We start from the raw sequence: 14454 nt of genomic DNA on the forward strand, positions 1-14454 counted from the left end.
CCTCGCAATGACGAGGGTGGATCAGCGGCGCTTGCCCTTGTGCCGGACATTCGCGGGTCGCCCGCGTTTGCCGACCATATGCTTGCCCGCCTTGTCCTTCTTGACCCCGTCACGGCGCAAGGGGCGGTTGCGGAATCCGCCCTCGGGGGCATCGGGAAGCTCGAAGCGCAGCGCGCCGCTAACCGGGTTCGCCTCCATCAGCCTGAGGTCGAGCCGCTGGCCGACGCCGTAGCTGGTGCGGCCATGCTCGCTGTCGAGCGTCCGCGCCGCCTCGTCATAGATGAAGCGTTCGCTTCCCAGCGTCGATACCGGCACCAGCCCGTCGCCGCCGAGGCCGTCGACCGTGGCGAAAAAGCCGAAGGGCTGGACGCCCGTGATCCGGGCGGCGACGATCTCGCCGACCTTGGTCGCGAGATAGGCAGCAACATAGCGGTCGACCGTCTCGCGCTCGGCCTCCATCGCGCGGCGCTCGAGCGCGCTGATTGCCTCGCCGATGTGCGACAGCCCCTTGCGGTCGGCCTCGCCCAGGCCGGTGCGCTCGGGGAAGCCTTTGGGCTTGCCGGGTACCTCCAGCTTGTACGAATCGACCAGCGCACGGTGGACGATCAGGTCGGCGTAGCGGCGAATCGGCGAGGTGAAATGCGCGTAGCTGCCGAGCGCGAGGCCGAAATGTCCGGCATTGGCGGGGCCGTAATAGGCCTGCGTCTGGCTGCGGAGGATCGCCTGCATGATCTCGGGCAGCCGGTCGTCGCCGGAAAAGCCGTCGATCAGCCGGTTGAACACCGCAGGGGTGATCACCTGCCCCAGCGCGAAATTCTGGTCGAAGGTGTCGAGATAATCTTTCAGGCTGACGAGCTTTTCGCGGCTCGGCGGTTCGTGGATACGGTACATGACGGGCGACTTCTTCGCCTCGAGCGCCTTGGCCGCCGCGACGTTGGCGGCGATCATATAGTCCTCGATCAGCCGGTGCGCGTCGAGCCGTTCGCGGACGCGGATTTCGGCGATGCTACCCGCTTCGTCGAGCATCACCTGCCGCTCGGGCAGGTCGAGGTCGAGCGGCGATCGCGCCGCGCGCGCCTTTGCAAGCAGGATCCAGCAGCTCCAGAGATTCTGGAGCGACGGCAGGACATCCTCGCCCCACCCATCGGCGCCCTGCCCCGCGTCATAGGCCGCTTGCGCATCTTCATAGGCGATGTTCGCGCGCAGCCGGACGAGAGCGCGCGAGAAACGCCATGACGTCACCTTGCCATGCTTGTCGACCGTCAGGTGGCACGCCATTGCGGCGCGGTCCTCGCCCGCCTTCAGCGAACAGACCCCCGCCGACAGCGTTTCGGGAAGCATCGGGACGACGCGGTCGGGGAAATAGACGCTGTTGCCGCGTCGTCGCGCCTCGCGGTCGAGCGCGCTGTCGGGGCGCACATAATAGCTGACGTCGGCGATCGCGACGATTGCGCGCCAGCCGCCCTTGTTCGCGGGATCGTCGTCGGGCGCCGCCCACACGGCGTCGTCGTGGTCGCGCGCATCGCGTGGGTCGATCGCAACGATGGGCAATTCGCGAAGATCGTCGCGCCCGTCGGGAGTGAGCGGCAGCTTCGCGGCCTTTTCGGCCTCGGCCAGCGTCTCGTCGCCGAAAATGTGCGGGATTTCGTGCCGCGCTATGGCGATCATGCTGAGCGCGCGCGGCGCGAAGGGATCACCGATGCGGTCGATCACCCGCGCCTTGGTCGCGGGGCCGCGGCCAGAAAGCTCGGCGCGCACAAGGTCGCCGATGGCGGCGTCGCCCATATCGGCGACCGCAAAGTCGAAGCGCGCGCGCTTGTCGGCGGGGCGCAGCCAGGTCATCGGCTTGCCGCCAGGCCCGGTGTCGGAAACGAGTACGCCGATGATGCTTTCGCCGCCCGCCTGGAGCTTTTTCATCGGGTGCGCGACATGGCCCTTCCCGCGCTCCTCGGTGCGCGCGAGGATGCGGTCGCCGACCCCCAAGGAGCTCCGCCGTCCCTTTTCCATCACGCGTAAGCGCGGCGGCGCGCCGGCGCCCTCCCACCGCTCGGGCACCGCCCACACGACATCGCCCTCGACCGCCGCGACGCGCAGCACGGTGACGCGCGGCAGTCCGCCATGTTTATGAAACGCCCGCCCCGGCGCCATGTCGACGAGCCCCTCGTCGGTCATGTCCTTGAGCAGCGCCTTCAGCGCGATCTTGTCGGCTCCGCGGACGGCGAAATGCTTGGCAATCTCGCGCTTGCCGACGGCCGCAGGGCTCTGCTCGATGAAGCGCAAGATCTCCTCGCGCGAGGGTAGCCCTGCAGGCTGGGGTCGCTTGGGGCCTTTTGCCAATTAATATGTCCGTCCGATAAGCACGCGTTCGACCGCCGGCTCACCGGTAAAGAAGCAGGCGCCGTCGGCGGGCGCGGCATCGAGGGGGGTGTTGCGCATCGTCAGTTTCAACGCTTTGAGTTGCTCAACGATCCCATCGAGTTTTTCGCCGGTGGGGCGCGCCCATTGCACCTCGACCCAGCCGACGAATTTGTCGTCGCCGCCGAAATGGCCCGCCAGGTCGGTGACGTCGCGGCGGATATTGGTTTCGAGACGCACCTTGGCTTCGGCGTGGAGCCCGGCCTGAATATCCTCGAGCATCGCGACCGCATCGGCAACGAACGCGTCTTTCGCGACAAAGGCCGAACTGAGCTTGCCGCTTTCCTGATACAGCCGGTCGCGGCGGATCACCGCGACGTTGCCGCCCGCGACGTCGCGCGGACCGACCTCGACGATGATCGGAGCGCCCTTCTTGACCCAGCCCCAGCGCTTCGTCTGCGCCTTGGTCGCACCCGTGTCGAGCAGCACGCGTACAGGTTCGCGGAACGCGTCGAGCGCCTTGAGCTTCGCTTCGAGGTCGCGGCAATAATCGAGGATTGCGGCGTCCTCGTCATTTTCGCGCAGCATCGGCACGATGACGATCTGGTGCGGCGCGATGCGCGGCGGGCAGCGCAGCCCGTCGTCGTCGCCATGCGTCATGATGACGCCGCCGATCATCCGCGTCGACACGCCCCAGCTCGTCGTGTGGCACAGGCTGTGGCCGCCGTCGCGGTCCTGGAAACGGATGTTCGCCGCTTCGGCAAAGCCGGTGCCAAGATAGTGCGACGTGCCGGCCTGCAGCGCCTTTCCGTCCTGCATCATCGCCTCGATCGAATAGGTCGCGACCGCGCCCGGGAAGCGCTCATTCTCGGGCTTTTCGCCCGCGATCACGGGCATCGCGAGCACATCCTCGGCAAAGGCGCGATACATTTCGAGCGCACGGAGCGTTTCGGCCATCGCATCATCGCGGTCGGCGTGCGCGGTATGGCCTTCCTGCCAGAGGAATTCGCTCGTGCGCAGGAACATGCGCGTGCGCATTTCCCAGCGCACGACATTGGCCCATTGGTTGACCTTGAGCGGCAGATCGCGCCAGCTCTGCACCCAGCGGCTCATCGCCGATCCGATCACCGTTTCGGAGGTCGGGCGAACGATCAGCGGCTCTTCGAGCTTTGCCTCGGGATCGGGGATCAGTCGCCCCTTGCCGTCGCCGATCAGCCGGTGGTGCGTGACGACCGCCATTTCCTTGGCAAAGCCGTCGACATGGTCGGCTTCCTTTTCGAAGAAGGAGAGCGGGATGAAGAGCGGAAAATAGCAATTCTGGACGCCTGCATCCTTGATCGCCGCGTCCATCACCGTCTGGATGCGCTCCCAGATGCCATAGCCCCACGGCTTGATCACCATGCAGCCGCGCACGCCCGATTCTTCGGCAAGGTCGGCTTCGGCAATGACATCCTGATACCAGGCCGCAAAATCGGCCTGACGCGTTACGCTGAGCGCATGTTTGATCATCGTTCCTGTTTTCGTTGCTGGAGCGCGTGGGCGCCCCCTTCTACTTCTTCTTGGCGAGTTCGGCCTTGAGCGCAGCGACCTCGGCCTTCAGGGCCTCGATCTCATCGTCCTTGGCCTTGGAGCCCGCTGCGCCGGGGATGAAAGCGCCCGCAGCCTGCTGGAACATCTCGAAATTGCGGCGCGTCAGTTCAGCGAGCGGGTTCGCGCCGAGCGCTCCCTCGAACGCCGCGCGAACATCCTGTTGATTCTTGCGAAAGGTCGCCATCGACGCTTCGAGATATTGCGGCACCATCGATTGCATCTTGTCGCCATACATGCCGATCAGGTGACGCAGGAAATTTACGGGCAGCAGCGTCTCGCCGCGCGTTTCCTCGTCCATGATGATCTGGGTCAGCACATTATGCGTGATGTCCTCGCCGCTTTTCGCATCGACAACGCGGAAATCGCGCCCGTCGCGGACCATCGTCCCCAGATCCTCGAGCGTGATGTAACAGCTGCGTTCGGTGTCATAGAGGCGCCGGTTGGCATATTTCTTGATCGTGACGGCCTCGCCGTCCGCCGCCTTCGCTTTCGCCATCGGGACCCGAACTCCTGTAAATATCCGAACGCGGACAGCGCAAGGACGGTATCGCACCTAATGGTCCGAGCATTAGCACCAAATATTGATGCATCGCAACACGGCCGGTCGGACGAGTGACCATTCGACGAAAGTTTCGTCGGGAACCGGACCGAGTCGATCCGCGACGCTCCTTAGGATCGGGACGCATTGATCAGTGCCAGAAGATTACGGTGGCGGTGAGAGCGATGACCATAGCCCTTCGGCGCATCGCGCCACCTCGGCCCATTGCGACTGACGAAGATTATCCCGTTCAAACTCGCCCATCATCAACGCGCTTACGCCCATGGCTCTTCGGAACATAGGCCGAAGGCGAGCCATCCGTTCATCCGTCAGCCAGGATAAATCGTTCAAATTCACGCTCCTTCGTGGCCGCCTGAATCGCAATCACTACCTCGAACCAATTGGCCCTGACCCTAAAGAAATTGCAGTTGGCTATTTCTCTCGGCGATCGAACCGCGCGCCCAGGCCCGTGAGCAGCTCATATTGCGACAACCCGCACGCCGCCGATTCGCGCGGCAGGTCGTAATCAACCGTCACCCAGTCGCCTTCGGCGATCTCCGTCGCGTCGCGCGCGTCGAATGCGGTGAGGTCCATTGATACGCGGCCGACGAGCGGGAGCTTCCTGCCGTTCCATCGGCCGCCGCCGGACCCGGCGTGGCAGCGCAAATAGCCATCGGCATAGCCCAGATTGACCACCGCAATCCGGCTATCGCGCGGCGCCGTCCAGGCAGCGCCATAACCGACCGTCTCTCCCGCCGGGACGTCGCGAACTTGCAGAACCCGCGCCTCGGGAAAGGCGACCTGCCGGATGTGGCCTTCGGCCTCTCGCCGCGGAATGCCGCCATATAGCGCAATGCCGGGACGCGTGAGATCGAAGCCATAATCGGCGCCCAGGCAGATGCCCGCGCTGTTCGCGAGACTGTAGCGACGCGCGGCAATTTGCGTCCGCACGGCATGGAAAGCCGCAAGCTGCTGTCCGTTCTGATCGCTATCCTCGTCTGCCGACGCGAGGTGGCTGTGCAATGTTTCGATTGCCAGCCCGTCGAGCGCGCCCGCCATCGCCTCTTCGACGCGCAAACCGAGGCGGTTCATTCCGGTGTCGATCATGACGTCGCACGGAAGCCCTTCCCCCGCTTCGCGCCAGCGCGCGACCTGTTGGGGACTATTGAGAACGGGCCGCGCGGGAATCATCCGTGCCGCGATCATGTCCTCTGCGCCGACGCCGTGCAGTACCGACAGCGCGACGCCTTCGGGCAGCGGCATCAGCGCCGCCGCCTCGCCCCATGTCGCGACGAAGAAATGCCGGCACCCCGCCGCAGCAAGCCGCTCCATCACGGTGCGCGCGCCGAGCCCATAACCGTCGGCCTTGATCGCCGCGCCCGCTTCGGCCCCGCCATGACGGGCCAGCCAGCGCCAATTGTGCACGAGCGCATCGGAATCGAGATGGAGCCGCTGCGGCGAAGCAATATCGATCATGACCCCGCCCCTAGACGGCTTTGGCGCCAGCGCCAACGACCGTTCACTTGAGCGTCGGCGTCTTGTCCCATTCGCCCTCCACGGGCTCCCTGAGCATGAAGGCGGTGATCAGAAAGGCGCCGAGGACGACAAACCAGGTGTACCAGAGGCCGGCATAGGCATTCCCCGTCTTGGCGATGATGAAGCTCGCGATCAGCGGCAGGAAACCGCCGAAATATCCGGTGCCGAGGTGGTAGGGGATCGACAGCGACGAGTATCGGACGTGCGGCGGGAACATTTCGGCGAGCAGCGCTGCGACCGGGCCATAGGTAAAACCCGAAAGCGCGCTGAGGCCGAGCAGTGCGGCGATGATGATCGCGATGCCGAGCGCCGACGGGATCTGCTTTTCGAAATCATAGCCCATCGCTTCGAGCGCCGGTTGCAGGATCGCGGGGTCCTCTCCCGCCACTTTGCGATCGCCGATCGTCACTTGCACCTTGTCGAATGCGCTTTCGCTTTCGACGATCGAATAGGGAACGCCTAGCCGGGTGAGCTCGCCGAGCGTGCGGCCGCACACCGTCGCCTGCTGCTGCGCGAAGGGATCAAAGCTGCACTGCGACCCGGTGACGACGACGGGCGCGCGCTCCGCCGCTGCGGAGAGCGCCGGGTTGCCGACGCTGCCCATCAGCCAGAAGAGCGGAAAGAGCAGCACCAGCGTCACGCCGTAGCCCCACACGATCGGCTTCTTGCGCCCGATGCGATCCGACAGGCGCCCCGCCCAGATGAAGAATCCCATGCCGATTGCCGCTGCGGTGCCGACGATGATCTCGGCAGCAGTGTCATCCACTTTCATCGGGCCCTTGAGGAACGACAGGCCCGAGAACATTGCCGTGTACCATATGACGGTGAGCCCGGCGGCGATGCCGAACAGCGCGACGAAAATGCGCTTGGGATTGCCCGGATAAGTAAAGCTTTCCTTGAGCGGGTTTTTCGCGAGCTCGCCTTCGGCCTTCATTGCCTGGAACACCGGGCTTTCGGACAGCTTCAGCCGCATCCACAATGAAATGCCAAGCAGGATCAGCGACAGCAGGAACGGCACTCGCCACCCCCAGCTTTCCCACACCGCATCGGGCATCAGCGCCTTGCAGCCAAGCACGACGATCAGGCTGAGCACAAAGCCGCCGACGACGCTTGCCTGGATGAAGCTGGTATAAAAGCCGCGCTTTCCGGGCGGCGAATGTTCGGCGACATAGATGGCCGCGCCGCCATATTCGCCGCCGAGCGCGAGCCCCTGAAGAATACGGAGCAGGATGACGATGATCGGTGCGGCAATGCCGATGGTCGCTGCCGACGGGATCATCCCGACCCCCGCGGTCGCAATGCCCATCAAGGTGACGGTGACGAGGAAGGTATATTTGCGCCCCAGCCGGTCGCCGAGAAAACCGAACAGCACCGCACCGAGCGGGCGAAAGCCGAAGCCGACCGCGAAACCGGCCCAGACGAGCAGAATTTCGAGCGTCGCATTGTCGCTGGGGAAAAAGGCCTTGCCGATGATCGCCGCGAGCGTGCCGTAGATGAAGAAATCATACCATTCGAACACCGTGCCCGCCGACGATGCGGCGATGACCATGCGGATGTCCTTCTGGGTCGGCTGATAGACCGCGCCATGGTCGGCGACGGCGGCTGCATCGGTCATAGTCTCTCCCTCGGCCATTTTGACCTGTCCCTCTCCGTTCGCATCGAGCGAAGTCGAGATGCCGTGAAGGCATACACGACCCACGGGTATCTCGACTTCGCTCGACACGAACGGGTTTGGGCCGGTGTAGCTGTCTCGCAACGCCGCGCAAGCCTTCTTGGCGTAACGTCAATAAGGTGGCAGGCTGTGGCTCATGCAATTCATCGACCTGTCGATCCCGATCACCAACGATGTCGTGTCGGACCCGCCCGTGATGCGCCCGCAAATCACCTATATGACCCACGAAACGACGTGGGAGCAGATCGCGATGTTCTTCCCCGGCCTGACCCGCGACGATTTACCCGACGGCGAAGGCTGGGCGGTCGAAAGCCTGACTTTGAGCACGCACAACGGCACGCATATGGACGCGCCCTGGCATTTCCACTCGACGACCGACGAAGGCGCGACCGCCGCGCCGAGCATCGACGAAGCGCCGCTCGACCTTTTCTTTCGCCCCGGCGTGAAGCTCGATTTTTCGGACCACCCCGCAGGCCATGTCATCAGCGCCGCCGAGGTCGAGGGCGAGCTGGCGCGCATCGGCCACACGCTGCAACCGCTCGACATCGTGCTCGTCCAGTCGGGCGCGATCTACGGCACCGACAATTTCACCGACCAGGGATGCGGCATGGGTGCCGAGGCGACGCTGTATCTGACCGAGCGCGGCGTGAAAGTCGTCGGCACCGACGCATGGAGCTGGGATGCGCCCTTCAGTCACACTGCGAAGCGCTGGGCCGAGACGCGCGACCCGTCGATCATCTGGGAAGGCCACAAGGCGGGCCGCATCCGTCCCTATTACCAGATCGAAAAGCTCACCAACCTCGCCGCCCTGCCCCCGACCGGCTGGACGCTCAGCTGCTTCCCGGTGAAGATCGAGCGCGCCAGCGCGGGCTGGATCCGGGCGGTCGCGTTGATCGAGGATTGAGGGTTGGGCCGCTCATGACCGGTTGCGGCCGTTTAAGCCCCTCCCCTTCAGGGGAGGGGTTGGGGTGGGGGCTATCGACCTTGCGCAAGGCCGATGGCCCCCACCCGCTGCGACTAGCGAACAAGTTCGCAAGTCTCGCTGCCCTCCCCTGAAGGGGAGGGCCTATGGTCATGCTAACGTCCGCTTCCCACCCCGAAGCCGCCACCGGTTACAAATTGACCGTCGCAAGCATCCACAATGTCCACCCGCCGAGCACCAACAAGGTGCCGAAAGTCGCCAAAACCCCGACCTGCCGCCCCAGCGGCGGCTTGCCTGCGACCACCGGCGCATACAGGCCGATGACATGCGCGACGCGGCCGATCAGGAAGATCGCGCCGATCACCATCAGCGCCATATGGTTCGCCCGCGCCGTCTCGAGCAGTCCGAGCAGGATGATCGTGATCGGCGCATATTCGGCAAGGTTTCCGTGGCTGCGGCTCGCGCTGATCAGTTTCGCGTCGCCATGATCGCCGAACGCGGCCTTGACACGCAGTCGCTGGCGCACCGTGTCGATCGCGGTCGCAAGCAGCAGCAGCGCACACACCGCGGCGACAAAGGCAGTTACCGGCAAGGTCATAATATTCTCCCCCTCTGAACAATGCGCCACCCTAACCGCGCGCCGGTCGATTGCCACTGGCAAGTTGCATCGAAGGCGCTAGGGTGCGCCGCAAAATTATATGTCCCGGGAGTGATATAAATGACCATCGCCGAAGCGACGCCCGAACTCGATGCTGAAGCCGCACGCGCCGACCGCGCCTTCCTTGGTCATCCCAAGGGCCTCGGCTACCTCGCCTTTGTCGAAGGTTGCGAGCGTTTCTCCTATTATTCGATGCAGACGCTGCTTGTCCTCTACATGGTCAAATATCTGCTGCTGCCTGAAAATGCTGCGGGAGTGATCGGACTCGACTGGCTCAAGGGCTGGTATGGCGGCATCGAGGGCCAGCCGCTCGCGTCCAAGATTTTCGGCGATTATACATCGCTCGTCTATCTGACCCCGATCCTCGGCGGGTTGATCGCCGATCGCTGGCTGGGACGCCGTGCCACTTTGATCGCGGGCGGCGCAATCATGGCGCTCGGCCATTTCCTGATGGCGTTCGAGGGAGCGTTCCTGTTTGCATTGCTGTCGCTCGTCGTCGGCGTCGGGCTGTTCAAGGGAAATATCGCGAGCCAGGTGGGCGAGCTCTACGGCCCCAACGACCTGCGCCGCGCGATGGCGTTTCAGATATTCTATATCGCGATCAACGTCAGCGTGATCGCGGCTCCGCTCGTCGCCGGGACGCTGGGCGAAAAGGTCGGCTGGCACTGGGGTTTCGGCACCGCAGGTGTCGTCATGGTGATCGGGCTTATCCTCTACATCATGGCTGGTCCGTGGCTACCCGCCGATAATCGCCCCTCGGCAAACGCGGCGGCAAGGGTCAGCGAACCAATGTCGCGGCAGGACTGGCTGCGCGTCGTCGCCGTGCTCACGCTCGTGCCGGTGATGGCGGTTGCGCTGCTTACCAACCAACAGATTTTCAATGCCTATCTCGTCTGGGCCGACCAGCATTTCCAGCTCACCTTCTTCGGCACCACGCTGCCGACGAGCTGGATGATCACGATCGACGCGACCGCCAGCTTCTCGATGCTCGCCGCGGTGGCGGCTTTCTATGTCTGGTATGGCAAGCGGTATCGCGAGCCCGACGAACTGGGGAAGATGGTCATCGGAAGCTTTTTCACGGTCGCGGGTGGTCTTTGCCTTTTCATGGCCGCGGCGACACAGGGCGACGGAAAGATCGGGCTGTTCTGGCCGCTGATGTTTCACCTGTTCAACAGCATCGGCTTTGCGCACATCCTGCCCGTGAGCCTCGCGCTTTTCACCAAGATGGCGCCACGCGCGCTCAACGCGACGGTGATCGGAATCTACTACCTCGCCTTTTTCGGCGCGAACAAGATCGTGGGCGAAGTCGGGACCTGGTATGCGACGATGCCGACGACGAGCTTCTGGCTGTTCCACGTCGGCACCGCGGTCGTCGGCCTTGTCGCCTTCCTGATGTTCAAGCTGTTCCTCGCGCGCCGCCTGATGGGCGATCCGGTCCCAGCCGTCGCCTGACGGTCAGAACAGCCGCGATCCGTTGGGAACGGCACGGTCGGGCGCGAACAGGATGACCGCGCCCGCTTCGTCCGCAAAACCGAGCGTCAGCACCTCGGACATATATTTGCCGATCTGGCGCGGGGGGAAGTTGACGACGGCCGCGACCTGACGCCCCGGCAGTTCGTCGAGCGCGTAACGGTCGACGATCTGCGCGCTGCTTTTCCTGACGCCGATGGCGGGGCCAAAGTCGATCTTCAGCTTGAAGGCGGGCTTGCGCGCTTCGGGGAAGGGCTCGGCCGCAACGATCGTGCCGATGCGGATATCGACTTTCAGGAAATCGTCGAAGGTAATGGGATCGGCCGCGGGGGCGTCATTTTGATGGTTCACATGCATTTTCAATGTCCGTCATTGCGATCCCGGCGAAGCCGGGTGAAGCAATCTCCAGCTATCGGTCCGTTCAGGCGATAGCAGGAGACTGCTTCGTCACTCTGTTCCTCGCAATGACGAAGTGAAGTGGGCGCAGCCTTATTCCAGCTCCAAGATCACCGCGTCGACCGCCAGGCTGTCGCCCTGCGCCGCGTTGACCGCCTTCACCACGCCTGCCTTTTCGGCGCGCAGGATATTCTCCATCTTCATCGCCTCGACGGTCGCGAGCGGTTGCCCGGCTTCGACCGCATCGCCCTCGCCCACATGGAGCGCGACGAGCAGGCCCGGCATCGGGCAGATGAGGAATTTCGAGAGGTCGGGCGGAATTTTCTCGATCATGTGCGAGGCAAGCGGCGCGACGTGCCACGGCAGCACGCGCACGTCGTGAATGCGCCCGCGCGTCGTCATCCGCCAGCCGGTGCGCGTCCTTGCGACCTTCACCGCCAGCTCGCGCGCGTCGATCTCGGCGACCACCAGCCGGTCGCCCGGCGTATATTCGAGCGCAATGTCGATTGCCTCGCCGTCGACCTTGATATGCTTGGTCCCGACCTTGACCTTGTGGCTCGCGCCGCCGACCGACACCTGCCATTTGGCGGGCGGGTCGAGCCGCTCGCCAAGCTGGCCATCGACGCGCCGCGCGCGGTCGGCTTCGGCGCTCGCCATGAAGCCCGCGATGGCCGCAAGCGCACGCGTCACCTCGTCGGCAGCGGGCGCCCCAACAAAGCCTTCGGGATATTCCTCGGCGATGAATCCGGTCGTGAGTTCGCCCGAGCGGAAGCGCGGGTGCTGCATGATTGCCGAGACGAAATCGATGTTGTGGCCCAGGCCCTCGATTTCGAAACGGTCGAGCGCCGCGACCTGCAGATCGGCGGCTTCGTCGCGCGTCTCGCCCCAGGTCACGAGCTTGGCGATCATCGGGTCGTAAAAGATCGACACTTCGCCGCCCTCCTCGACACCCGCATCGACACGCACGCCGTCGACGCCGCGCTCGTCACCTTCCCACGCCGGAACGGGGGTGCGGTAACGCACGAGGCGCCCGGTCGATGGAAGGAAACCGCGATAGGGGTCTTCGGCATAGACGCGGTTCTCGATCGCCCAGCCGTCGATCTTGATGTCGTCCTGCGTGATCGCGAGCTTTTCGCCCGCCGCGACGCGGATCATCTGCTCGACAAGGTCGATGCCGGTGATCGCCTCGGTCACCGGATGCTCGACCTGAAGCCGCGTGTTCATTTCAAGGAAGTAGAAGCTCTCGCCGGTCGGGTCGGCGCCCGAGACGATCAGTTCGACCGTGCCCGCGCTGTAATAGCCGACGGCCTTCGCCAGCGCGACGCACTGCTCGCCCATCGCCTTGCGCATCTTCTCGGTGACGAAGGGCGACGGCGCCTCCTCGACGACCTTCTGGTGGCGGCGCTGGATGCTGCATTCGCGCTCGTTCAGATAGAGGATGTTGCCATGCTGGTCGCCGAGGATCTGGATCTCGATATGGCGCGGGTTCAGGATGAACTTCTCGATGAACACCCGGTCGTCGCCAAAGCTGTTGAGCCCCTCGCGCTTCGTCGCCTCAAAGCCTTCGCGGACGTCCTTTTCGTCATAGGCCAGCCGCATGCCCTTGCCGCCGCCGCCCGCCGACGCCTTCATCATCACCGGATAGCCGATCTCGTTCGAGATCTCGACTGCATGCTCGGTGTCGCGAATCTCGCCGACGAAGCCGGGGACGACATTGACTCCCGCTTCCAGCGCGAGCTTCTTCGATTCAATCTTGTCGCCCATCGCGGCGATCGCGTTCACCGGCGGGCCGATGAAGGCGATATTTTCCTTCGCCAGCGCCTCGGCGAAGCTGGTGCGTTCGGACAGGAAGCCATAGCCCGGATGCACCGCCTCGGCGCCCGTTTGCTTGCACGCGGCGATGATCTTGTCGGCGACCAGATAGGATTCGGACGCGGGCGACGGCCCGATATGCACCGCCTCATCGGCCATCTGTACGAAGGGCGCGCGCGCATCGGCGTCCGAATAGACTGCGACGGTCGCAATGCCCATGCGCCGCGCGGTCTTGATAACGCGGCAGGCGATTTCGCCGCGATTGGCGATCAGGATTTTTTTGAACACTCTATTCTCCCCTCCCGCTTGCGGGAGGGGCCGGGGGAGGGCCTGTCCGCAACCGAAGATCGAAACTTTCTCGGAGGGAACAGGCCCTCCCCTAACCCCTCCCGCAAGCGGGAGGGGGACTTCACTCCGCCGCTTCCATCCGCATCGGCTCTTCGCTCTCCATCGGCCGCAGCCCCAGCTTCGCGAACAGCGCCGCGTCGGCATTGTCGCCCGCGTTCGCGGTCGTCAGCAGCTTGTCGCCGGTGAAGATGCTGTTCGCCCCCGCCATGAAACAGAGCGCCTGCGTCGCCTCCGACATGCTCTCGCGCCCGGCGCTCAACCGGACCATGCTCAGCGGCATGGTGATACGCGCGACCGCGATCGTGCGGACGAATTCGATGTCGTCGATCTTGGCGAGCGGCGTGTCCGCCAGCATGTCGCCGAGCACGGTCCCCTTCACCGGCACCAGCGCGTTGATCGGCACGCTGCCCGGATGTTCGGGCAGGGTCGCGAGCGCGTGGATAAAGCCGACGCGGTCGGCCCGCGTCTCACCCATGCCGACGATCCCGCCCGAGCAGACGTTGATCCCGGCGCTCCGCACTTCCTCGAGCGTGTCGAGCCGCTCCTGAAAGGTCCGCGTCGTGATGACATTGCCGTAATTTTCGGGCGAGGTGTCGATATTGTGGTTGTAATAGTCGAGCCCCGCGACCGCCAGCGTCTGCGCCTGCTCCTTCGTCAGCATCCCCAGCGTCATGCAGGTTTCCATGCCCATCGCGCGCACGCCCTCGATCATCTCGACGATCGCGGGCATGTCGCGGTCCTTGGGGTTGCGCCACGCGGCGCCCATGCAGAAGCGCTTCGACCCCGAATCCTTTGCCTGCGCCGCCGCCTGCAGCACCGCGCGGACGTCCATCAGCTTGGTGGCTTTCAGGCCGCTGTCGGCATGCTTCGATTGCGAGCAATAGCCGCAATCCTCGACGCAGCCGCCGGTCTTGATCGACAGAAGCGTGCAAAGCTGCACTTGCCCACGCGCATGGTGCCGCCGGTGAACCCCCTGCGCCTCCCACATCAGCTCGTCGAACGGCAGGTCGAACAGCGCCGCGATTTCGTCGCGGGTCCAGTTGCGACGAACTTCATCGTCGCACCCCGGCGAAAGCCGGGGCCCAGTGCGGTCCAGAATCGACGGCTCAATGTCGCTCTGGGCCCCTGCCTGCGCAGGGGAACGGGTCGTATTCAAA

Annotated in this window: 11 protein-coding genes and 1 pseudogene; 2 read left to right on the forward strand and 10 right to left on the reverse strand. The window is 64.4% G+C overall.

The annotated features are described in order from the left end of the window. Positions 1–21: 21 nt before the first annotated feature. The 6 genes and pseudogenes from H7692_RS02355 to H7692_RS02380 all read right to left on the reverse strand — a co-directional run bounded on the left by H7692_RS02355 (position 22) and on the right by H7692_RS02380 (position 7634). Positions 22–2337 (reverse strand): ribonuclease R family protein, encoded by a 2316-nt coding sequence (locus tag H7692_RS02355; RefSeq protein WP_227339714.1) that lies wholly within the window; start codon positions 2335–2337, stop codon positions 22–24. Continuing rightward, positions 2338–3864, reverse strand: a complete 1527-nt coding sequence (locus H7692_RS02360; protein ID WP_227339715.1) for an aminoacyl--tRNA ligase-related protein — start codon at positions 3862–3864, stop codon at positions 2338–2340. Positions 3865–3904: 40 nt separating this feature from the next. Continuing rightward, positions 3905–4441 carry a polyhydroxyalkanoate synthesis repressor PhaR gene (gene phaR / locus H7692_RS02365; protein ID WP_201925561.1) on the reverse strand — a complete coding sequence of 179 codons (537 nt, stop codon included), beginning with the start codon at positions 4439–4441 and terminating at the stop codon, positions 3905–3907. A gap of 230 nt (positions 4442–4671) precedes the next feature. Beyond that, positions 4672–4834: pseudogene (locus H7692_RS02370) on the reverse strand (transposase); the annotation flags it as partial. 81 nt (positions 4835–4915) lie between these two features. Next, on the reverse strand, positions 4916–5959 hold the full coding sequence (alr, locus tag H7692_RS02375) for an alanine racemase (RefSeq protein ID WP_227339716.1): 1044 nt from the start codon (positions 5957–5959) through the stop codon (positions 4916–4918). Positions 5960–6002: 43 nt separating this feature from the next. Next, positions 6003–7634: an MFS transporter gene (locus tag H7692_RS02380; protein ID WP_201925565.1), complete on the reverse strand. Its 1632-nt coding sequence runs from the start codon at positions 7632–7634 to the stop codon at positions 6003–6005. 193 nt (positions 7635–7827) lie between these two features. Between H7692_RS02380 and H7692_RS02385 the strand changes: the two genes are divergently transcribed. Further along, on the forward strand, positions 7828–8595 hold the full coding sequence (locus H7692_RS02385; protein WP_222136081.1) for a cyclase family protein: 768 nt from the start codon (positions 7828–7830) through the stop codon (positions 8593–8595). 208 nt (positions 8596–8803) lie between these two features. Here the strand turns inward: H7692_RS02385 and H7692_RS02390 are convergent, their stop codons facing one another. Continuing rightward, positions 8804–9211, reverse strand: coding sequence for an MAPEG family protein (locus H7692_RS02390; protein ID WP_222136080.1), 408 nt, complete (start codon positions 9209–9211; stop codon positions 8804–8806). A gap of 120 nt (positions 9212–9331) precedes the next feature. Between H7692_RS02390 and H7692_RS02395 the strand changes: the two genes are divergently transcribed. Then, a complete protein-coding gene (locus H7692_RS02395; RefSeq protein WP_222136079.1) occupies positions 9332–10723 on the forward strand; it encodes a peptide MFS transporter in 1392 nt (463 codons plus the stop codon). Between the two features lie 3 nt (positions 10724–10726). Here the strand turns inward: H7692_RS02395 and H7692_RS02400 are convergent, their stop codons facing one another. The 3 genes from H7692_RS02400 to bioB all read right to left on the reverse strand — a co-directional run bounded on the left by H7692_RS02400 (position 10727) and on the right by bioB (position 14393). Beyond that, positions 10727–11098 (reverse strand): tRNA-binding protein, encoded by a 372-nt coding sequence (locus H7692_RS02400; RefSeq protein WP_222136392.1) that lies wholly within the window; start codon positions 11096–11098, stop codon positions 10727–10729. A 132-nt stretch (positions 11099–11230) separates the two neighbouring features. After that, positions 11231–13237: an acetyl/propionyl/methylcrotonyl-CoA carboxylase subunit alpha gene (locus tag H7692_RS02405; protein ID WP_222136078.1), complete on the reverse strand. Its 2007-nt coding sequence runs from the start codon at positions 13235–13237 to the stop codon at positions 11231–11233. Positions 13238–13358: 121 nt separating this feature from the next. Continuing rightward, positions 13359–14393, reverse strand: coding sequence for a biotin synthase BioB (gene bioB / locus H7692_RS02410; RefSeq protein ID WP_227340040.1), 1035 nt, complete (start codon positions 14391–14393; stop codon positions 13359–13361). Positions 14394–14454: the final 61 nt, after the last annotated feature.

This window comes from Sphingopyxis sp. P8 (assembly GCF_020622175.1).
GTDB classification, from domain to species: domain Bacteria; phylum Pseudomonadota; class Alphaproteobacteria; order Sphingomonadales; family Sphingomonadaceae; genus Sphingopyxis; species Sphingopyxis jiangsuensis.

What these genes read in the sequence shown, in the direction of transcription:
- phaR (WP_201925561.1), bottom strand. Translation starts at nt 4,441, where the DNA reads ATGGCGAAAGCGAAGGCGGCGGACGGCGAGGCCGTCACGATCAAGAAA.
- alr (WP_227339716.1), bottom strand. Translation starts at nt 5,959, where the DNA reads ATGATCGATATTGCTTCGCCGCAGCGGCTCCATCTCGATTCCGATGCG.
- H7692_RS02385 (WP_222136081.1), top strand. Translation starts at nt 7,828, where the DNA reads ATGCAATTCATCGACCTGTCGATCCCGATCACCAACGATGTCGTGTCG.
- H7692_RS02390 (WP_222136080.1), bottom strand. Translation starts at nt 9,211, where the DNA reads ATGACCTTGCCGGTAACTGCCTTTGTCGCCGCGGTGTGTGCGCTGCTG.
- H7692_RS02395 (WP_222136079.1), top strand. Translation starts at nt 9,332, where the DNA reads ATGACCATCGCCGAAGCGACGCCCGAACTCGATGCTGAAGCCGCACGC.
- H7692_RS02400 (WP_222136392.1), bottom strand. Translation starts at nt 11,098, where the DNA reads ATGCATGTGAACCATCAAAATGACGCCCCCGCGGCCGATCCCATTACC.
- H7692_RS02380 (WP_201925565.1), bottom strand. Translation starts at nt 7,634, where the DNA reads ATGACCGATGCAGCCGCCGTCGCCGACCATGGCGCGGTCTATCAGCCG.
- H7692_RS02360 (WP_227339715.1), bottom strand. Translation starts at nt 3,864, where the DNA reads ATGATCAAACATGCGCTCAGCGTAACGCGTCAGGCCGATTTTGCGGCC.